At 63.5% G+C, this 18626-nt stretch carries 21 protein-coding genes and 1 pseudogene; 8 read left to right on the top strand and 14 right to left on the bottom strand.

Features of this window, described 5'->3' with window-relative positions; all coding sequences use genetic code 11:
* Positions 1–487 precede the first annotated feature (487 nt).
* The gene (locus U1707_RS18240; RefSeq protein ID WP_332801481.1) at positions 488–1294 is read right to left on the bottom strand and encodes a hypothetical protein; all 807 of its coding nucleotides are present in this window, start codon (positions 1292–1294) and stop codon (positions 488–490) included.
* A 143-nt stretch (positions 1295–1437) separates the two neighbouring features.
* On the opposite strand from U1707_RS18240, the gene U1707_RS18245 reads away from it, so the two are divergent.
* A complete protein-coding gene (locus tag U1707_RS18245) occupies positions 1438–2748 on the top strand; it encodes an SLC13 family permease (RefSeq protein ID WP_332801482.1) in 1311 nt (436 codons plus the stop codon).
* On the opposite strand, the gene nhaA is transcribed toward U1707_RS18245, so the two are convergent.
* The 5 genes and pseudogenes from nhaA to U1707_RS18270 all read right to left on the bottom strand — a co-directional run bounded on the left by nhaA (position 2745) and on the right by U1707_RS18270 (position 8306).
* On the bottom strand, positions 2745–3935 hold the full coding sequence (gene nhaA, locus U1707_RS18250) for a Na+/H+ antiporter NhaA (RefSeq protein ID WP_443025732.1): 1191 nt from the start codon (positions 3933–3935) through the stop codon (positions 2745–2747). The two genes, U1707_RS18245 and nhaA, sit on opposite strands and share 4 nt — an antisense overlap.
* Positions 3936–4073: 138 nt before the next feature.
* Positions 4074–5321, bottom strand: a complete 1248-nt coding sequence (locus U1707_RS18255) for a DUF2254 domain-containing protein (protein ID WP_332801483.1) — start codon at positions 5319–5321, stop codon at positions 4074–4076.
* Between the two features lie 75 nt (positions 5322–5396).
* Positions 5397–5938 (bottom strand): annotated as a pseudogene (locus U1707_RS18260) (potassium channel family protein); the annotation flags it as partial.
* Positions 5939–6200: 262 nt separating this feature from the next.
* Positions 6201–7352, bottom strand: coding sequence for an epoxide hydrolase family protein (locus U1707_RS18265; protein WP_332801484.1), 1152 nt, complete (start codon positions 7350–7352; stop codon positions 6201–6203).
* Between the two features lie 21 nt (positions 7353–7373).
* The gene (locus U1707_RS18270; protein WP_332801485.1) at positions 7374–8306 is read right to left on the bottom strand and encodes an NmrA family NAD(P)-binding protein; all 933 of its coding nucleotides are present in this window, start codon (positions 8304–8306) and stop codon (positions 7374–7376) included.
* A gap of 94 nt (positions 8307–8400) precedes the next feature.
* Here U1707_RS18270 and U1707_RS18275 point away from each other — a divergent pair, with 94 nt between their 5' ends.
* The gene (locus U1707_RS18275) at positions 8401–9090 is read left to right on the top strand and encodes a TetR/AcrR family transcriptional regulator (protein WP_332801486.1); all 690 of its coding nucleotides are present in this window, start codon (positions 8401–8403) and stop codon (positions 9088–9090) included.
* On the opposite strand, the gene U1707_RS18280 is transcribed toward U1707_RS18275, so the two are convergent.
* The 3 genes from U1707_RS18280 to U1707_RS18290 all read right to left on the bottom strand — a co-directional run bounded on the left by U1707_RS18280 (position 9034) and on the right by U1707_RS18290 (position 10820).
* On the bottom strand, positions 9034–9282 hold the full coding sequence (locus U1707_RS18280) for a PQQ-dependent sugar dehydrogenase (RefSeq protein WP_332801487.1): 249 nt from the start codon (positions 9280–9282) through the stop codon (positions 9034–9036). The genes U1707_RS18275 and U1707_RS18280 overlap by 57 nt on opposite strands.
* Positions 9283–9423: 141 nt before the next feature.
* Positions 9424–10269, bottom strand: a complete 846-nt coding sequence (locus U1707_RS18285) for an SDR family NAD(P)-dependent oxidoreductase (RefSeq protein WP_332801488.1) — start codon at positions 10267–10269, stop codon at positions 9424–9426.
* Entirely contained in the window at positions 10266–10820 is a 555-nt protein-coding gene (locus U1707_RS18290; RefSeq protein WP_332801502.1) for an aldo/keto reductase, read from the bottom strand. Before U1707_RS18290 ends, U1707_RS18285 begins: the two co-directional genes overlap by 4 nt.
* A 152-nt stretch (positions 10821–10972) precedes the next feature.
* Here U1707_RS18290 and U1707_RS18295 point away from each other — a divergent pair, with 152 nt between their 5' ends.
* Positions 10973–11944 carry a COG3650 family protein gene (locus U1707_RS18295; protein ID WP_332801489.1) on the top strand — a complete coding sequence of 324 codons (972 nt, stop codon included), beginning with the start codon at positions 10973–10975 and terminating at the stop codon, positions 11942–11944.
* A 104-nt stretch (positions 11945–12048) separates the two neighbouring features.
* Here U1707_RS18295 and U1707_RS18300 read toward each other — a convergent pair whose 3' ends face one another.
* The 3 genes from U1707_RS18300 to U1707_RS18310 are packed head-to-tail and all read right to left on the bottom strand — an operon-like array spanning position 12049 to position 13311.
* Positions 12049–12324 (bottom strand): tautomerase family protein, encoded by a 276-nt coding sequence (locus U1707_RS18300; RefSeq protein ID WP_332801490.1) that lies wholly within the window; start codon positions 12322–12324, stop codon positions 12049–12051.
* A gap of 30 nt (positions 12325–12354) precedes the next feature.
* Positions 12355–12498 carry a hypothetical protein gene (locus tag U1707_RS18305; protein ID WP_332801491.1) on the bottom strand — a complete coding sequence of 48 codons (144 nt, stop codon included), beginning with the start codon at positions 12496–12498 and terminating at the stop codon, positions 12355–12357.
* A 57-nt stretch (positions 12499–12555) separates the two neighbouring features.
* Positions 12556–13311: an SDR family oxidoreductase gene (locus tag U1707_RS18310; RefSeq protein ID WP_332801492.1), complete on the bottom strand. Its 756-nt coding sequence runs from the start codon at positions 13309–13311 to the stop codon at positions 12556–12558.
* Positions 13312–13442: 131 nt separating this feature from the next.
* Between U1707_RS18310 and U1707_RS18315 the strand changes: the two genes are divergently transcribed.
* The gene (locus U1707_RS18315) at positions 13443–14336 is read left to right on the top strand and encodes an AraC family transcriptional regulator (protein WP_332801493.1); all 894 of its coding nucleotides are present in this window, start codon (positions 13443–13445) and stop codon (positions 14334–14336) included.
* A gap of 120 nt (positions 14337–14456) precedes the next feature.
* Here the strand turns inward: U1707_RS18315 and U1707_RS18320 are convergent, their stop codons facing one another.
* Positions 14457–14828 (bottom strand): winged helix-turn-helix transcriptional regulator, encoded by a 372-nt coding sequence (locus tag U1707_RS18320; protein WP_332801494.1) that lies wholly within the window; start codon positions 14826–14828, stop codon positions 14457–14459.
* 89 nt (positions 14829–14917) lie between these two features.
* On the opposite strand from U1707_RS18320, the gene U1707_RS18325 reads away from it, so the two are divergent.
* Together U1707_RS18325 and U1707_RS18330 are read left to right on the top strand one after the other, a co-directional pair.
* A complete protein-coding gene (locus tag U1707_RS18325) occupies positions 14918–15475 on the top strand; it encodes an FMN-dependent NADH-azoreductase (RefSeq protein WP_332801495.1) in 558 nt (185 codons plus the stop codon).
* Positions 15468–16052: a hemerythrin domain-containing protein gene (locus tag U1707_RS18330; protein ID WP_332801496.1), complete on the top strand. Its 585-nt coding sequence runs from the start codon at positions 15468–15470 to the stop codon at positions 16050–16052. The genes U1707_RS18325 and U1707_RS18330 overlap by 8 nt, the downstream gene beginning before the upstream one ends.
* 178 nt (positions 16053–16230) lie before the next feature.
* Here U1707_RS18330 and U1707_RS18335 read toward each other — a convergent pair whose 3' ends face one another.
* Positions 16231–16743: a winged helix-turn-helix transcriptional regulator gene (locus U1707_RS18335; protein WP_332801497.1), complete on the bottom strand. Its 513-nt coding sequence runs from the start codon at positions 16741–16743 to the stop codon at positions 16231–16233.
* Between the two features lie 12 nt (positions 16744–16755).
* On the opposite strand from U1707_RS18335, the gene U1707_RS18340 reads away from it, so the two are divergent.
* A complete protein-coding gene (locus tag U1707_RS18340; protein WP_332801498.1) occupies positions 16756–17676 on the top strand; it encodes an aromatic alcohol reductase in 921 nt (306 codons plus the stop codon).
* Between the two features lie 521 nt (positions 17677–18197).
* Positions 18198–18626: hypothetical protein (locus U1707_RS18345; RefSeq protein WP_332801499.1), on the top strand; the 429-nt coding region annotated here is incomplete at its 3' end.

An 18626-nucleotide genomic window follows, 5' to 3' on the forward strand; every position in this document is an offset into this window, starting at 1 on the left:
CGCCGATCATCGCAATCTCCGTTCTTTGCTAGGGCAGGACGCAACGACGTATGCTTCTTCTAACGCTTCAACCGATCCGGTCGGAAACCACTTCCGCATGGTTGGTATGCCAGCCGAAGCCGGTTCGATACTGCAGGAGGGTGAAATACACCGATTGACCCCATAGCGTCCGCGATCTCGTTTGCGATTATATTCAGGTCGCGGCCCCTTTTCCGATCAATGATCTGATTGGCAATTAGACTGCATCGATTTGTTATACGGCACTTCGCGGCGCAAAGGCCATCATACCGAAGGCCGCGCCTTTTCGCTGTTCTCGCTCCGATAACGCGTGAAGGAGGAAGATGAACGGACGTCGTTTTTTGGAACCAATCAGGTCGAGAGCGACCGGGTTTGGGTCTTTGCTATTGAAGCTTCCCCTATCGCCGCCGGCCTTGGTAGCGCGATTGCACGTATCGTTAGGTTGAGCTGGATAGCGTCGCCGGCCACATCAACTGGGGCGGCCGACCGTCCAGGTCGCTAACGTCACCCGGGTCGCGGGGTTCTCTATCCGAACCTCGTCCATAGTCGCAGCAATCACGCAGATCGGTCGCTGTTCTACGCTAGCGGGTTGTACGCAGCGCACGGGCCCGCCGGATACCGCGCGGTTCAGCCGGCCGGTAATACGCAGGCGGAAGCCCAGCGATCCATCGAACTCGGGCACCCGTTGCACCGTTTCGAAGGCGCGTCCCTCATGGCCAAGCGCACCATTCGCGCCGAACGTTGCGATCGCCAACGCCTGGCCGGGCAGCGTTACCGGCTCAGTGCCGGTGGGCGCGGCTTCGCCGACACGCTCAGGGCAGCGCTCGTTGCTCGACCAGGGGCGATTGATCCAGAAACCGGTCGCGGTCGCCGCTTCGTCCCCCTGGCGGACGTGCCAGTCCGCACCGCTCCAAGTGACCGGCGTCACCGAGACGCGCAGCGTGCCCGTGCCGGCGTCATATTGCCACCCCATCGCGGTCGCGGCGGGATCGTTCGGACCAGCGCAGCCGAACGGCAGCACGAGGTCGAACTGCCGCCCCGCCGCCGAACCGACGTCACCGGGCACCGCCTTGCCGGATGCGAACGCGTCGGCGGCGGCATTTGCCAACGCCAGCAGGTCGGCGCGGCCGAGCACCGTCGCTGCGGCTTCGGTGGGTTGTGGCGACGGGGCAGGCGTGATCGTCTTGGGGGCTACGGCGGCGACCGGTACCGACAGTGGCACGCTTTCCCGGCCGAGCAGGAACCCCGCCGTGCCCACTGCAATCGCTGCGGCCAAGCCACCACCCAAGGCGAGACGACTGGATCGGGGGCTGGGTTCGCGCATGACGGCACGATAGCGATAATCGCTCGCCGCTCCACACCGAAAGCGCAGACCCGGACGTTGACACAGCGCGCGCCCCGTCCGACGCATTCGCTGCCATGCCGTTCGACCAGATCCTGACGCTTGCCGTCCTCGTTGCGGTCGTCGCAGCCCTTGTCTGGGACAAGGTGCGCGCCGACGTCGTCGCGCTCGCCGGCGCCGCGGTGCTGCTGATGGCGGGCGTCGTCCGCCCGGTCGCGATGCAGGGTGCTTTCGCCAGCCCGGCAATCGTCGCGCTCGCCTCGCTCTTCGTCATCGCCTACGCGCTCGAGCTGTCCGGCCTGCTCGACCGCGCGATCGAGCGCGCCGTTGCGATGTGCCGCAGGCTCGGCACCGCGGGCATCTGGCTGCTCCTGTCGATGATCGGCAGTGTGTCCTGCTTCCTGAACTCGACGCCGATCGTCGTTCTCGGCGCGCCTGTGGTGCGCGACGTTGCGATGGCGCTTGGCCAGAGCCCGAAGCGCTACCTTATCCCGCTCTCCTACGTCACCATCCTGACCGGCTGCTGCACGCTGATCGGCACCTCGACCAACCTGCTGGTCGACGACATGGCGAGCGTCGCCGGGCAGCCACGCTTCGGCATCTTCGAAGTGACGCCGGTCGGCCTGCCGATGGCGATCGTCGGCGGGCTCTATCTTTTCCTCTTCAGCAATCGCCTGCTCGGGGGGCGCCACGCGGACGAGGTGCCGGAGGGCGGACCTGCTGCGGTCGACACGACCCGCATTGCCAGTGCGTCGGTCGGCGATGCGGGCGTGTTCGCGGAGCATCGCCCGCTCCAGCCGCGCAAGGCGATCGCGGCGCTGGCCGTCTTCGGCGTCGCGATCGCGCTCGCCGCGGCAGGGATCGCGCCGATTGCCGCCACGGCGTTCGCGGGTGCGGTGCTTCTCATCCTGTTGCGCGTCATCAGCGCGGACGAGGCGTATCACGGCCTGAAGCCCGAGATATTGGTGCTTATCGCCGGTATGGTCGTGATCGGCACCGCGATGGAGGAAAGCGGCCTGGCCGCCGGCATTTCCGAGACGCTGATCGCGAGCGTCCATGGTCTGGACCCGCTAATCGCGCTGGTCGTACTCTACGTCGTCACCATGGTGCTCACCGAACTGCTGTCGAACGCCACCGTCGCGGTGTTGGTGACGCCGATCGCGGTGGCGCTGGCGGACAGCCTGTCGGTCAGCCCGCGTCCGTTTCTGGTCGCGGTGATGATGGCGGCGAGCGCGGCCTTTGCGACACCGTTCGGCTATCAGACCAACGTCATCGTCTACCAGATGGCAGGCTACCGCTATATGGATTTCGTCCGCGTCGGCCTGCCGCTCAACATCATCACCTGCGCCGTTGCAGTGGCCGCGATCCGCATTGTCTTCCCGTTCTAGACCGCCGGATCGGCCTTCGGCCGCGCGGGACCGACGCTGCGCAGCAGTGCGTAGCCCAGAAGGCCCGAGACGAACGAGCCGGTCAGCACGCCAAGCTTCGCTTCCGACTGCAGGATCTGGCTGCCCGGGAACGCCAGCAAGGTGATGAAGATGCTCATCGTGAAGCCGATCCCGCAGAGCAGTGCGACCGCGAGCAGCTGCCGCTTGCCTGCGTGCGCCGGCATATCGGCCAGGTCGAGACGAACAGCCAGCATGGCAAAGCCGAAGACGCCTGTGACTTTCCCCATCAGCAATCCCAGCGCGACGCCGAGCGTGACGGGTGCGACCAGGGCTTTGGCGGGCAGAGCAAGCACCGCAACGCCGGCGTTGGCCAGCCCGAATATTGGCACGACCATGAAACCGACTGGCAGGTGCAGCGCATGCTCGAGCCTGTGCAGCGGACTATCGGAATCCCCGTCCGGGCGACCGGGGGTGCACTGCATGGGTATCGTCAACGCGAGCACCACGCCTGCGAGGGTCACATGAATGCCCGAACGGAACACAAGGACCCAAAGCACCGCGCCCACCAGCAGATATGGCGTCAGGCGGCGTACGCCGAAGCGATTGAAGCTTATCAGGACGGCGATCGCTACCGCAGCCCCGGCCAGGTCCGGTAGCGACAGTTTTGCCGTATAAAACACGGCGATGATTATGACGGCGCCAAGGTCGTCGATGATCGCGAGTGCCGCCAGAAATACCCGGAGCGACGCGGGAACCCGGTTGCCTAGAAGTGCGATCACGCCAAGTGCGAACGCGATGTCCGTGGCAGCTGGAATGGCCCAACCCGCCGCCGTCGGACCGCGGTTTAGCGCGAGATACACCAAGGCGGGGACCATCATGCCGCCAGCCGCGGCGATCCCCGGCAGAACACGGCGCGGCCAGGTCGAAAGCTGACCATCCAGCATCTCGCGCTTGATTTCCAGGCCGACGAGCAGGAAGAACACAGCCATCAGCGCGTCGTTGATCCAGTGCCCGACCGACAGCGGCCCGACATACACGTGAAGAATGGTTTCGTAGTTCGACCCCAGGGGAGAGTTGGCGATTATGAGGGCCAGAGCCGCGGCCCCCATAAGCACCAGTCCCGCCGAGGACTGGCTTTCGAGGAAGCGGCGAATTGAACTGGGCATTGCAGAGCGCGTTCGGCTCATGATCAAATTCTCCGGACACAGATTTTTCCGCTGGCGGCCCGACCAGCGCAAAACCTGTCCGCAGGAACCCACGAACACCCGCGCATGCTATCGCATCGTACCTGTGTCCGAATAACCCGATAGGTGGGCGAAGCCCGACTAAAAGCCGCTCATGCGCAATGCCGCACGATCGCCTTCGAACGAGAGGGCATCGTCGGCGCGCAATGTCGCGGCGTCTGCATGATCGCGAGCTATCTTGCCAAAAACGTAAGGCGCGTGTGCAGCCAGGCTGCTGAGCGTCGCACGAAGACGCAACTGCACCTCGACAACGGACGCCCCGTCACGGGCGATCGGGCGGAAGAAGTCGTCGAACATATCATCGACCGTAAGAGCGGGCGCGTGCACGCGAAGATGAACGCCCGCCTTTGCGCCCCGCTCGGTATCCACGAAGTCCGCCAACGTTCGGTGTCCGGCACCCAGCACGCGGATAGCGGTTCCCGGATCATTGACCGCAGGGGACAATGCCCGCGAAGCGATTTCGGACAGGACGATCAGGCCGAAGCGGGGATCCTGTTCGAACCCCCTATCGGGCAGGATCGAGAAGGTCTTTTCGATCGCCATGCGCGTCTTGTCGTCGACCGTCCCCGAGACGTGCGCCACCGGCCGTTCCGGATAAACGAAGGCGCCCGGAAGTTCGGCGACATGGACAGTCAGTCCATATCGGTCTGCGATACGCGCCAGTCCGGCCACGTCGATGTGCGCGACATAGCCGGTGTCCGCCGGGTATACCGACAATAATCCAGTAGGGATGGCGACCGGGGGTTGGGCACCGAGATGCGGCGCCTCGGCCCAGGCCTGCATCGCGCGCCGGGCAACCGTTTCGACCCGTTCGATCGTATCCCGAACCCGTCCGAAGCTCGAGAGGTGCTGGATCCAGCGCAGCAGCGTGATGGCGATGACCGCGACAATCACGATCGTAGCGAAGAACAGGACGACGCGTCCTTCCGCACCGTACAGCCCGGTCGTGAGGGCGATGATGCCGACGATGCTGAACAGGAACGTGCCGACGAACGTCGACAAGGCGTTCTGCGTGAAGCGATCGTCGACCAGCAACTGGGTCGCGCGCGGCGTCACGGTGCTTGCCGCAGATCCATAAGCGCTCACCGAGGCGGACAGCGCAAAGGTCGTGACGGCCAGCATGCTCGATGCCAGGATCGTCAGAATATTGTCGACGGCTTTGCCGCCGACCGTCAGGCTTAGTTCGTAGGGAATGAACGGTGCCACCCAGCCGGCGACGAGTGCCGTCAGGATCGCCGCAACGCTGAACAGCGACGCCCGAAACCAGATCCGCTTCGTAATCTGACCCAGGATGTAGACACCTCGGCCTGCCAGATATTCGCCATTCATGCCGGTAGTCCTGCATTGTGCAGCGTTACCGAGCAAGACGAAGCGACAGCGGCACTGATCCGGGGTTTCGGCGTATCAGTGGCGAGGGACAACTTCGACGATCAGATCGCCCGCCTGCAGGCGGCGCGCTTCAGGTTCCCAGAAGCCGAAATCCCGTTCCCCGCGATAGATGCGGTGGCTAGCCCCGTCGTGATTCCGGCAAGCGGCTTGCCGACCTCGTCAGCGGTCACGGTGCGCTCGTGCAGCGCGACCCGGCCGCCAGTGGCCGCGAGGTCGGTCATGTAGCTCGCGATATGCGGACCGTGAGTGGAACCAGCGAGCAGCAGGCCGGCGAAACTGGCAGGATTGATGACGACGGTCGCGCCCGCCTGATACGCGATCGCTTCATTGTCCTCGGACCGGATCACGACGCTGATCGGCAGCTCGGGCGCGATCCGCCGCGCCGTCAGGACGATCACGATCGACGTGTCGTCGCGTCCGGCGGAGACGATAAGTGCACGCGTACTCGCCAGACGGGCGGCTTCCAGGGCGGCGTTGCGCGTCGCGTTGCCTTCCATCACGGTCGTCCCCCAGCCCTCGGCCGTGCGCAGTGCCGCCACATTCTCGTCCATCACCACGTCAAGGCTAGCGCCTCGTGGAGTACGGACGTGTACCCGCACTCGCTTTGCGAGCCAGCCGGCGCAGGTATGACGAGGTGAACGAATGTCCTAATGTGGGAAGCCTAGAAGCCGTCACGAGCGTCGGCAGTTGGGTCCTCGCGGTCGTGAACTGCTAGACTTCTTCCAACCCAGTCCGAGGTCTTACTTCGGCAATTGCCGAACGGCGTGACCTCTCGCGTGCGCTGGTATGCTGCCACAAAGGGCCACGCATCATCGGGCGCTATGTGACCCGGAACGTCGCGCGGACATGCTCCACGAACGTTTCGGCGTTCTCCATTGCCGCGAAATGCCCGCCGCTCGCGGCCTCTCCGAAATAGCGCAGATCGGCAAAGCGCGCCTCCGCCCAACGGCGGGACAGCCGTACCTGCTCGCCGGGGAACATGCTGACACCGGCCGGTAGCGGCACTGGCGCTCTCGGCATCCCTTTCGCCATCTCCTGCGCCGCCTCCCAGTAGAAGCGTGCCGAACTGGGCCCGGCGTTCGGCAGCCAGTACAGCATGATGTCGTCGATCAGATGGTCGAGCGGAATGACGCGTTCGGGTTGCCCGCCGCTGTCCGACACATCCTGGAACAGCGCATATATCCAGCCTGCCAGTCCGACAGGCGAGTCCGCGATCGCGAAGGCAAGCGACTTCGGGCGTGTGCACTGTAGCTTCATGTACCCCGAATAGTCACGGTCATAGCGTGCGGCATCGTCCAGCATCTGCTGCTCGGCCGGCGTAGCATTCGCCTGTTCCTCGGGTGTCGGCTGAAACATCACCATATTGAGGTGGATACCGACGAGACCCGGCACACGCATATGCGATAGCGCCGTCGTGACCGCAGCACCCCAGTCCCCGCCTTGCGCCATCCAGCGATCGCCATAGCCGAGCCGCTGCATTAGTTCACCCCACGCCGACGCGGTACGGCCGACGCCCCAACCGGGCTCGGTCGGCTTGTCGGAGAAGCCAAAGCCAGGCAGCGCGGGAATGACGAGGTGGAAGGCGTCCGACGCGTCGCCGCCATGAGCGCGCGGATCGCTGAGCGGGCCGATCACGTCGCGGAACTCCAGCACCGATCCCGGCCAGCCGTGCGTCAGGAGCAGCGGTGTCGCGTCCGGTTCGGGGGAGGGGACATGGAGGAAGTGGATGCCGAGCCCGTCGATCACAGTGCGGCTGCTGCCCCAGCCGTTGAGGAGCGCTTCAGTCTCACGCCAGTCGTAACCACCCTGCCATCGTTCCGTCAGCGTGCGGATGCGGTCCGATTGTGGCCCCTGCGAACCGTCCTGCACTGTGCCGGCATCCGGCCAGCGGGTGCGGGCGAGACGATCGGCCAGATCGTCGAGCACGGCTTGAGGGACGTGGATTGGGAACGGTTGAATGGCGTCGCTCATCGTAGGACTCCGGAGATGCGATCAGAGTGTCGGGGCGAGGACGGCTTCGGCTCGCGTCCAGTCGGTCTTGCCGTAGCGATTGTTGTCGAGGGGAGAGAGCTTGCCCCGCCCGCTCGACATGTCGCGAACATATTGCATGCCCTGCCAGGCCGGGAACGGCTCATCGGTGGCCGGCGACAGCGCGCGCGCCATGCGGATTAGCGCCGAGAGACGCCCGAGCCCACCCGCACGGAACGGCTTCCATCGGCGACCTTCCAGCCGCGTCATCAGGATCGCCAGGTCGCGTGGGGACACGACGTCGCCGGCGATCCGCAGGAATTGAGGCGCATCGGTATCGAGCGCCACGTCGGCAGCATAGTCCGCGACATCGTCCTTGGTCGTGAAGTCCAGCGGCTGATCCGCGTCACCCCAGTAAAGGATGCGACGGAAGCGCGGCAGCACGATCGGCGCTTCGCCGGTCAACAGGTCGGCGAAGGCACCGTTGAGGATCGAGGTCGCGCGGATCGGCGCCGCATCGACGCGCGCCATGAAGCGGCGCCGAAGGTCCATGTTGCGATTTTCGCCGGGGCGGGTCTTCGTGAAATCGAGCGAGAAGTCGGACGGGATGAAACGGGGTACGCCCGCCGCTACCGCCGCATCGAGGAGGCCGCCCTGGAGATCGAGAATAACCGGCTCCAGTCCGTTCAGGACCGAGACGACGCATTCTGCACCACCAAGCGCAGCCGCAAGCGCAGCGTTATCGGAGAAATCGACCGCGACCGGCGTGCCGCCCCGGGCGCGCACGGCATCCTGCGCCGCGGCCGGGGTGCCGCTACGGACTAGCGCACGCACCGTCACACCACGCCGGACCAGCGCCAACAGCACGCGTCCGCCAAGATCGCCCGTGGCACCCGCCAACGCGATCGTCCGCTGCGTGCCGTCGTTTACAGCACTACCTTGTGTCGTTGCAGCCATGACCAACCTTCATACAGATAACTGAACTACACCGTTCAGTTCTATTTGACGGGCCAATGCCCTATGTGGTTGCGTGATGCAAATGCGTACCGACATGAAGCGTGATCCAGCAAAGCGGCGACGCGGTGGTCGACCATCCGCCGACCAGGCCGGCGATGTTGATCGCCGGATCCTCGACGCCGCCACGGACCTTTTCCTCCGGCTGGGATTCGACGCAACGAGCTGCGATCAGGTCGTGGTGCTGGCGGGGGCGGGGAAGGCGAGCCTCTACGCCCGCTATGCCAACAAGGAGGAGCTCTTCGCGGCCGTGGTGCGGCGGATGGTGGATCACACGCTGGTGCCGTCAGGCGTGGTGCCGTGGCATCTGTCCGTCCAGGATCGGCTGCGCGCGGTGGGCCATAGCCTGCTCGAGCATGCGTTGACGCCAGAGGCGGTCGCCCTGATGCGTGTCGTCGTCACCACCGCGCACCGGATGCCCGATCTTGCCCGGTTGGTGGACCGGATCGGCCGCGATGGCGGCATCGCGTGCGTCGCTCAGGCGATCGCCGGGGCAGACGCTACGCCGGACCGGATCGAGCGAGCATCGGACATTGCGGGTCGGTTCATCGACATGGTTTTCGTCCCCCAGCAGATGCGCGCACTGATCGGTGACGATCGCGAGCAGCTGGATGCCACATCATCACGGCGCGTCAACGATGCCATCGATCTGCTCACCCGGGCGGGCTGGTTAAACCAGCCAAAGGTGACCGGGCTTCTCGGTGACGAGCATCGTGCGGTCAGGTAGGAACGCGAGCGCCCAGGGGGTGTCGAAGGTCGCGACCGGTGTCGCCTTAAACGGCTTGACCTTGGCCGGCGTCGACGCGCCATAATTTACCGGCGGGGCAGCCGGCTGCGCTTCGGGCGTCGGGGTCGTGGCGGACGAGCCGCACCCCGCGAGCGATACCAGGGCGAAACCGATCAGAGTGGGACGAAGCATCGTCGGCCTTTCGATAGGGGAGCTGTTTTGGCGATCGGGTTTGAGAAACGGGCAGGGGGTTCCGCGTGAATTGCAGTATGCGTTCGTCGGCTAGCAAATTCCGACCGGTTCAGGAAAGCGACGGCCGGTCAGTAAAGGCGATCAGTCTTGCATGAACCGCGCAAATGCATTCTTCCCGTCGGGATGCCACCGCGACAACGCCGGACGGTTCTCGATCAGGTCGCCGGCCGCCCAAGCGATACGCTTCGCATCCTGTTCGGGCGTGGTCTCATTGTCCGGGCACAGGATGTAGAAATTACCTGCCGCGACCCGCTCGAACAGCAGCGCCACGACCTGCTCCGGCGTCCATGCTGCGTCGGGTTTTGGGGCGGAATGTTGGGTGGCGCCACGCGCAGTCATGCCGGTCCAGGTGAAACCGGGGACGAGTAGATGTGCGCTGACTCGGTCGCCCGTGCGCTCGCACAGGCTGTGCGCCAGCCCCTCGGTCAGCGCCTTCACGCCGGCCTTGCTGACATTGTAGGCAGTGTTGCCCGGCGGCTGGGTGATCCCTTGCTTGGAGCCGGTGTTGATGACGACCGCACGCGCGTCGCGCTCGATCATCGCGGGAACGAACGCCTGTATGCCGTGCAACACGCCAAGCAGGTTGACCCCGATCACCAGGTCCCACGCCGTCGGATCGGCAAACACGTCACCGCCCGAGCCAACGCCGGCGTTATTCATCAGTACCGACACAGGGCCATGATGCTCCGCTACCGTGCGCGCCAATTTGGTCATTGTGGCCCGATCCGAAACGTCGGCCGCCAGCGCAGTGGCGCCGTCAATTGTATTCGCGGCGTCTTGAAGTACGGCGCCGGGGCGATCAACGAGGATAACCTTCATGCCCGCATTGGCGAACGCGCGCGACGCGGCGAGCCCGATGCCGCCGGCGGCGCCCGTGACGACAGCGAGCCTGCCCGGCGCGATCGCGGCGAAAGAGGGCGCGCTCACTGGTCGATGCTCGCCATGGAGGTCTGGGGATAGCGGGTCCCCTGCGCGGCGCCCGGTGGCAGCACTTCGTCGATGCGTGCAAGGTCGGCATCGGACAACGCCACATCGAGCGCACCGAGATTGTCTTCGAGATATTTGCGACGCTTGGTTCCGGGGATCGGCACGATGTCCTTACCTTGCGCCAGCACCCAGGCGAGCGCCAGCTGGGCTGGAGCGCAGCCCTTGTCGCTCGCCATCGCGGCGATCGCGGCGACGAGGTCGAGGTTCTTCTGGAATGCGTCGCCCTGGAAGCGGGGATGGTTGCGACGACTGTCGCTCTGGTCCAGATCGTCGGGCGACTTGGACTGGCCGGTCAGGAAGCCGCGGCCGAGGGGACTGTATGTAGGGAAACTCGACCGGAAGCATATCCTTATACTCGCCGGTGATGACCCGCAGGTCGGTAGGATTGATCGTCGTCGCCTTGATGCGGACCTGGATTTGCCCGGGACCCGCCATTGGCACCGGCAGGTCGATGATTCGAAGATTCTGTGGGGGGCCGTAGCCGGTTGCAGCCAAAGCTTTCATGTCGATAGTCGGTGAACGCATCCACTGGTGTAATGTTTTGCGCGATAGTTGTTATCTTTGCGGGTATGATTGATCGCGTCAGCCCTGACCGCGAGTCCTTTGATCGCATGATGCCACGACGCAGAACGAGGTGATAGTTATGTGGGACAGGAACCTGTCTTGCTCATCTGCCGTGCTGCTCGCAGTCGTCGCAGCGAGCACACCGGCGAGGGCTGCAACGGACGGCGTAATCACCACGGATCTCGCGGTGTCGGAATGGGGTGCGTCCCAATCTCTCGTGCTAAACATGCGGACTGGCGAGTACACGGTCACAGCCTTTCCCAATACGTATCCGCCGACCAAGCCCAATGCACGCATATCGCAGCACGGCATGCTCAGCCGAGACGAATTGCGCAAAATTCAGCCAGCCTATAGTAGCGCGCTGACACGGGGTTTGGTTGACGGCGAATGTGACGGGGACCCACAACAAAACCATCTGATAGTCGGTAATGGTCGTGTGCCATCACTGACGTTGAAAATGGGGGGGAAGGTCTACCGCGCTGCACGTTCGTACCAATGCTGGACCCCTGCTGCGCATGCGCTGAACCGACAACTCGAAGACAGCTTCAAACCGGTTAGTATTTGGCTGAGTGCCAAATTGCGCGGCGTTGCGGAGATGACGGCACCGACGGCAAGCGCAACCGCCCCTCCTGATGTCGCGAGGTTCGTGCTAGAACATCGGCTGTCGCGCTACAGCGTTGCGCTGTCAGATCTGAACGGGGACGATCGCCCCGAGGCGTTGATCTATGCAATGGCAACAACTGGCGGGCAAGTCGATTTATGCGGTAGCGGCGGATGCGCCCTGTATGTTTTGTCGTTGAGCACGACTGGTTATCGGCAAGTGGCAAGCATTTCGATTAGCCGTCCCCCTGTCCGCGTGTTGCCCAAGGTTACGCATGGGTGGCACGACATTAGCGTGCTGGTTGCCGGTGGAGGCATCACTTCCGGTTACGAGGCGCGCCTTAGCTTCAATGGGCGTACATATCCTTCAAATCCCAGCACACCACCCGCGACCCGTTTAAAGGACGCTGCGGGCAAGGTGGTGATCGCTGCGGTGCCGGCGATCAAGTAATTATCGTTCCTGATGCATTATGCAGTGGCGCGCGGTGCTTCCGAAGCCATTTCCCAAAATAGCATCGATTCCGAGAACGCCTGCGCCGTCTCGCTGGCCGTTCGTTATCGGGAAAGCACGAACGTCAGATTGGACGGTGCATCGGGTGCGCTCGCGCGCAAAGCGGCGAGATCGGCCTGCTTACCGAAGAAGCCCCAATTTTCTTCCTTAACTTCGTGGATGACGACGTACACCGGCGCGACCGACGTTCCGTCCGGGCGTCGGTCGAGAATTATGGTCGCGGCTTCGATGAGCTTACGCTTGGCGGCATCGTCCAAGCCGCCGGCTAGGACATATATCTGGAGCGTAACGACCGGCAACCGGGCGGGTTCGTCGCCCATGAAGACGGCATCGGCCGCATAGTCAGCGAACTAGGTCCACACGGTACTGCGCACCATCGGCGAGGACGGCAGCGCCTCGCAATCGAGGCCCAGCGTCGTCAGGGCGCCCGCAACGCGCTGCCGATCGGCCACATCGAAGGTGCCGGCCGGCGAGTGGATAATGAGCTTCGGCATGGTGTTGCCTCCCGACATGGAGGGCGGGTGCCGCACGACGGCACCCGCCGGTGGGCGTCAGATGGTCTGGCCGCCCGACACCTCGATGCGCTGACCGTTGACCCAGCGATTGTCGGGACCGAGCAGGCTTGCGACCATCGGGCCGATATCGTCGGGCAGGCCGACACGACCGAGCGCGGTCATGCCGGCGAACGCCGTGTTGTAGTCGGGGATGTCACGCACCGCGCCGCCCAGGAAGTCGGTCTCGATCGCGCCGGGGGCGACTGTGTTGGCGGTGATGCCGCGAGCGCCCAACTCCTTGGCCATATAGATGGTCAGGACTTCCACCGCACCCTTGGCTGCCGAGTAGGCCGAGAAGCCGGGGAACGATACGCGAGTTAGGCCCGACGAGAAGTTGATGATCCGCCCGCCATCGGCCAACACCGGCAGCAGCGCCTGGGTCAGGAAGAACACGCCCTTGACGTGAACGGCGAACAGCATGTCGAACTGCTCCTCCGTCGTAGTGGCGAAGTCCGCCATCTCACCATGGCCGGCGTTGTTGACCAGATGGTCGATCGTGTCACGGCCAAAGGTCTCGGTCAGGGTGCCACGGAGCGTGTCTATGAAGGCGGGGAAGGTCGAGACGTTGCCGGTGTCGAGTTGCAATGCCACGGCCTTACGGCCCAGCGCCTCGATCTCGGCGACGACGGCATCGGCATTATCCTTGCCGCTATGATAGGTGAGGATCACGTCGCCGCCATGGCGAGCGATGCTGATCGCGGTGTTGCGGCCGAGGCCACGGCTGCCCCCGGTCACAAGAGAGATGGTGGTCATGGATGCCTCCGGTTGGTGTTGCCGGTCCTATGCATCGATCCGCCCGAGCCGTGTTGCGCGATCATCTGGAAAACTTGCCTGATCGTCCACATGCGTTGCCGCATAGTCGTGCCATCCGTATTGAGGAATCGATGACCGAACAGCTTCTCGACTATGCCCGACGCTATGCCGACGCTCATGCCGACCGGAGCGGGGTTGCGACTACCCCTGTCGATGGGTTAGTGATCCTCCGCGAGACGGCACCGACGATGCTGCAATATGCGGTGTCCCGACCGCTGGTGGCACTGGTGCTGCAAGGCCGTAAGCGCGTGACGATGGGTAACCAGACCTTCGACTTCGGCGCGGGCGACTCCCTCATCATCACCACCGACGTGCCCACGGTCAGCCAGATCACGACCGCCAATCGCACCGTGCCTTATTATTCGCTCGTTCTCGAACTCGATCCCGCCATCATCAGCGGTCTGGTAGGCGAGATTGGCCCGGTTCCGTTCGAGGCGGATCGCCCGGTCAGGGTCGATCCGACCGAGGCGGAGGTCGCCGACGCGGCGTTTCGCCTGCTCCGTCTGCTCGATCGCCCCGGCACGCTGGCAGTGCTGGGGTCGCAGCTCAGCCGCGAGTTGCACTATTGGCTGCTCAGCGGGCGGCATGGCGGTGCAATTCGGGCGCTTGGCGTCACTGATAGCCACGCCCAGCGGGTCGCGCGTGCGGTTACCATGCTTCGCACGCATTATGCCGAGGCCGTGAAGGTCGACGCGCTGGCCGAAGCGGCCGGTATGAGCCTGTCCGCCTTCCACGTCCATTTCCGCAGCATCACGTCGCTGTCGCCGCTGCAATTCCAAAAGCAACTCCGGCTCATCGAGGCGCGGCGACGGATGCTCGCGCTCGGTGAGGCTATCAGCGACGCCGCCTACGGCGTTGGCTACGAGAGCGTGCCGCAGTTCACGCGCGAGTATGGCCGCATGTTCGGGATGCCCCCCGCCCGCAATATTCGACAGGCGCGGATGCAAATGAGCAACACTGCGTAGGTGGTCCCGGCCTGCCCGAAACCTCGTCTGTCGGGGTTTTGGGAAGCCGTTGGTGTTTCCGATCAACCATGGTTGATCTGGTGCGGCCGCGGTCGTCCCGTGTTTTCCAGTTTCAGAGCCCTACAAAGGTCGCCCGTCAAAACTCGCCCGATTTTTCTCTATCTCGTCGATATGCATCTGCGCCCAATTGCCGAGCTCCAAGATTGGCTCGGCCAGCGAACGTCCAAGATCGGTCAGCGCATATTCGACCTGCGGCGGTACGGTCGCGTGCACCGTGCGCGCGATCAGGCCGTCGCGTTCCAATGCGCGGAGCGTGCGCGCGAGCATCTGCTGGCTGATCCCGCCGATCGCCCGTTTCATCTCGTTGAAGCGGTGAGACCGTACGATCAGCACCATGACGATCATCACCGACCATTTGTCGCCGATCGTGCTCACGACACTGTTGATCCGCAGGCAGTCGGGACCGATGCCGTGCGGGTGGGTCATATGCATGTGACCTGGTCCTGTTCGTGTGCGTTCTTGTGGCCTCTTTCTCAGTGCCATAGCTGGTGCAGGTCATCAATCCTGACCGGGACCGATCTATGAACCTCCTGCACCTCGACTCCAGCATCCTCGGCGACAATTCTGCGAGCCGTGCCATCTCGGCCGCCATTGTCGAGAGGCTGCGCGCGCTCCATTCCGGCATCAACGTCACCTATCGCGATCTTGTCGCGCAGCCGGTCCCGCACCTCGACTTCCAAGCCTTTACCCGCCTCGAACAGGCGGACGAACTGGGCGCATTTCTTGACGCCGACATCGTCGTGATCGGCGCGGGCTTCTACAACTTCTCGATCCCGAGCCAGCTCAAGACCTGGATTGATCGCATCTGCGTGCGGGGCAAGACCTTTGCCTATGGCGAGACGGGACCGGTCGGCCTCGTCACCGACAAGCGCGTGATCGTCGCGCTCGCCCGCGGCGGCGTCTATCGGCCCGACACCCCGATGGTGGGGTTCGAACATGCCGAGACGTTGCTCCGAGCCGTATTTCGCTTCCTCGGCACCGAGCCGGAATTTGTGACGGCTGAGGGCGTGGCTCAGGGCGACGAGCAGCGGCGGGAGGCTATGGCGCACGCGCTGGAGCAGGCGTACGAGCTTGCCTGATCGCATGACATCCACGGATCTGGCTGCCCGCAGGACGCTGCCGGGTGGCATGGCGCACCTCCTGCCGCGCTATCCGCGTGTGGGCTGGGACGCGCATGAGCGCCGCGGCCCGATGACGCGGCGCTGGCTCGCCATGCACGACGACCTGCGCGGCAGCGGTGGCGAGCTTCTGAGACTGGCGACGGCGTTCCGCGACAATCCCGAAGAGGCGAGCGTGTTCTACCGGGCATTCCGTCCGCTCGCGATCCATCATTACCAGCATCTCGAGGGCCACCACCAGGTCGAGGATACTGTCCTGTTTCCTCGCTTCCGGCGCCGCGACACCCAGATGCAAGGCGGCTTCGACCTGTTGGAGAGTGACCACGAGGTCATCCACGAAAGCTTGGTACGGTGGGGAGCGGGCATGGATCGGCTGCTGAGATCGCTGCCGCTCGGGGGCGATGCGATGCGGTTCGCTCTGGATGCTCACCTGACGGACGCCGATCACCTCGGCGGACTCATCGAACGTCACCTTGACGACGAGGAGGACGTCGTCATTCCCAGCCTGCTGCATCATGGCGAAGGCGGTCTAATCTAACCACTCCAACCTGGACATTCCCGAAACTCGATCCTTTTCGGGAAAGGCCGCAGCGTCAGGCGACGTCCGCTAACGCCATCTGCCTTCCCAATAGCCGCCGGTCCGCTTTCCTCCAGACAAAACCATTCCCAAAATCCGATCGATTCTGAGAACGCTCGCGCTATCTCGATCGCCGTTCCTAATCGGGAAGGCCGCCAACCTCCACGGTATCGATAGTGTCTGATGTGTCATGATCGAACTGCTTGCGTGCCGCCCTGAACGACGAGGCGTTGTCGATAATCCATGTCCAAAGCGGCATCATTCCCACGAGCAATCCCCGCCCTAAGGCTGTGAGCGTGTAATCTACCCGGGGCGGGACCTCCGCGTAGTCCCGGCGGACAATGAGGCCATCGCGTTCCAGGTGACGTAGGGTTCGGGTCAACATACGCTGCGTGACGCCTTCCACCCGTCGCGCTAGTTCGGCATGCCGCAGCGTACCGGCCACGCCGAGAGCATGGACGATACCAAGCGACCACCGGTTGCCGGCATGGGCAAGCACTTCCCGTTTCAGCCCGTCATCATCGTCGCTCACCGCATCGCAGGCCGCTTGCGAGCGGGCAATCACCGCATCGAAGTCTGAATTATCAGGCGGTATCACGCGTGTGCCTTCTTCAGCATCCCGACCCTGCGACTCATTTGTCATCAGGATCATATGGAGTGCCTGATGCCAGAAACAAAAACCCCTTCCGCCGCTACCCTTGTCATTGGCGCGGGAGAACTGGGACTCGCTGTTATCAGCGGCTTGTTGAAGCAGAACCCGGAAAGCGCCCAATCGATCAGCGTCCTTCTCCGTCCACCCGCCAACGAAGCCGGAGAGCGGGTTGTCCGGCAGTTGGAGGACACAGGACTTCGGATCGTTCACGGCGACCTTGCGACGGAAACGGTGGACGGCCTTGCCGAAATCTTTGTCAGGTTCGACACGGTTATCTGCTGCACCGGCTTCGTGGGTGGTCCCGGCACGCAGCGCAAGATCACCTTGGCGGTCCTGCAAGCTGGCGTAAAACGCTATGTGCCGTGGCAGTTCGGCGTCGATTACGATGTGGTCGGCCGGGGCAGCGGTCAGGAAGTGTTCGATGAGCAGTCGGACGTGCGCAACATGCTGCGCGGGCAAACCGCTACGCAATGGGTCATCGTCTCGACGGGAATGTTCACCAGCTTCCTGTTCGAACCGGCCTTCGGCGTGGTCGATCTCGAACACGGCAAGGTCCATGCGCTCGGCAGCTGGGACAACCGCCTGACCGTGACCACCTCCGACGATATCGGAAGGCTGACCGCCGCGATCCTCGCGCATGAACCGCGCCCCGAGAACGAGGTGGTGTATGTCGCGGGAGATACGTTCTCCTACACCCGGCTTGCCGACATGGTGGAGCATCACCTTGGCCGCGACGTGGAGAGGGTATTGTGGGACATGGATCAGCTGCGGTCCGAAGTCGCGGCACACTCGGACGACGGAATGCGGAAATACCAACTTGCCTTCGCGCGCGATACCGGGGTCGCCTGGGACAAGGCGCACACGTTTAACGCTGCGCAGGGCATAGAAGTGACCGATGTGCCGGCATGGCTAGATCGGCGGGAGGCCGCCTGAAATGAGCCTTTCACGATCTGCCCATTACCCGCGGCTTGACGATGCGGAGGTCGTGGCGTTCGCAAGCCCCGACGTGCTGGTCGGTGCCAGTGACGGCGCCACTTCCCAGCTCGCGGACCTCGCCGCGACCTACTACGGCCTTTGGAACAACGGCAGTGTTGCACTTTTAGACGCGACCGTCTCGACCGACTACATAGATCAGACTCTACCCGCCGGTCGTCAGCAAGGGACCGGGTCAGGATTATGCGCCTTGAAAGTTACGTTGCATCGCTCGGCGTGGGCCTGTCAGCCGTCCGGTCACTGCAAGCCGGTGCCAATAGAGACTATCGCGGGCGTACCGCTGCCGAGGAACGATGCATAATCGATGGACACTTTACGCCACCGTTTAAGCTGCACCGATAGGGCGCTTCACCAAATGTTAATTCCAGTCATATAACGCTACGTCATCAACGCGACTAACGACGACACCGTGTTGGCTGAGAGACACTGGAGTGCTCCCGCTTACACTGGGAGCGTGACGAATGTTTAGTTTCCAGCTTGAGCCGGAAATACCGCTGCTGACCGTCACGCAAACGGGACTATGGACGGTCGCTACGGTTTCCGATTTCGAGTCAGAGTTTCGCAGAGAGCTTGCATTGCTGCAGATTTCCGGCCGGCCAACAGCGTTAATAGTCGATATTAGAGACACTTTCGTCAGAAATCATAATATCACTGAGGCACTGCGCTCGATGATCGAGCGTCTTGGACAGCTTCAGGCAGATAGAACCGCCGTGGTGTCATTGCTCGGGTTCGCCAAGCTTCAGGCTGGACGTATTCGAGATCCTAACGCCCGGATATTCACGTCTATGGATCGTGCAAGGGACTGGCTTACCAGCTATTCTCATACGAAACGTCAATCCGTGTCGGTCAACGACCAGCCGAGCGACGCGAGCCCCGAAGGTCTCACCGTT

It is taken from the genome of Sphingomonas sandaracina, assembly GCF_036663695.1.
Lineage (GTDB): Bacteria > Pseudomonadota > Alphaproteobacteria > Sphingomonadales > Sphingomonadaceae > Sphingomonas.

Coding starts and splice junctions, on each gene's coding strand:
- U1707_RS18245 (WP_332801482.1), top strand. CDS start 1,438: ATGCCGTTCGACCAGATCCTGACGCTTGCCGTCCTCGTTGCGGTCGTC.
- nhaA (WP_443025732.1), bottom strand. CDS start 3,935: ATGAGCCGAACGCGCTCTGCAATGCCCAGTTCAATTCGCCGCTTCCTC.
- U1707_RS18255 (WP_332801483.1), bottom strand. CDS start 5,321: ATGAATGGCGAATATCTGGCAGGCCGAGGTGTCTACATCCTGGGTCAG.
- U1707_RS18265 (WP_332801484.1), bottom strand. CDS start 7,352: ATGAGCGACGCCATTCAACCGTTCCCAATCCACGTCCCTCAAGCCGTG.
- U1707_RS18270 (WP_332801485.1), bottom strand. CDS start 8,306: ATGGCTGCAACGACACAAGGTAGTGCTGTAAACGACGGCACGCAGCGG.
- U1707_RS18275 (WP_332801486.1), top strand. CDS start 8,401: ATGAAGCGTGATCCAGCAAAGCGGCGACGCGGTGGTCGACCATCCGCC.
- U1707_RS18280 (WP_332801487.1), bottom strand. CDS start 9,282: ATGCTTCGTCCCACTCTGATCGGTTTCGCCCTGGTATCGCTCGCGGGG.
- U1707_RS18295 (WP_332801489.1), top strand. CDS start 10,973: ATGTGGGACAGGAACCTGTCTTGCTCATCTGCCGTGCTGCTCGCAGTC.
- U1707_RS18300 (WP_332801490.1), bottom strand. CDS start 12,324: ATGGGCGACGAACCCGCCCGGTTGCCGGTCGTTACGCTCCAGATATAT.
- U1707_RS18305 (WP_332801491.1), bottom strand. CDS start 12,498: ATGCCGAAGCTCATTATCCACTCGCCGGCCGGCACCTTCGATGTGGCC.
- U1707_RS18310 (WP_332801492.1), bottom strand. CDS start 13,311: ATGACCACCATCTCTCTTGTGACCGGGGGCAGCCGTGGCCTCGGCCGC.
- U1707_RS18315 (WP_332801493.1), top strand. CDS start 13,443: ATGACCGAACAGCTTCTCGACTATGCCCGACGCTATGCCGACGCTCAT.
- U1707_RS18320 (WP_332801494.1), bottom strand. CDS start 14,828: ATGCATATGACCCACCCGCACGGCATCGGTCCCGACTGCCTGCGGATC.
- U1707_RS18325 (WP_332801495.1), top strand. CDS start 14,918: ATGAACCTCCTGCACCTCGACTCCAGCATCCTCGGCGACAATTCTGCG.
- U1707_RS18335 (WP_332801497.1), bottom strand. CDS start 16,743: ATGATCCTGATGACAAATGAGTCGCAGGGTCGGGATGCTGAAGAAGGC.
- U1707_RS18340 (WP_332801498.1), top strand. CDS start 16,756: ATGCCAGAAACAAAAACCCCTTCCGCCGCTACCCTTGTCATTGGCGCG.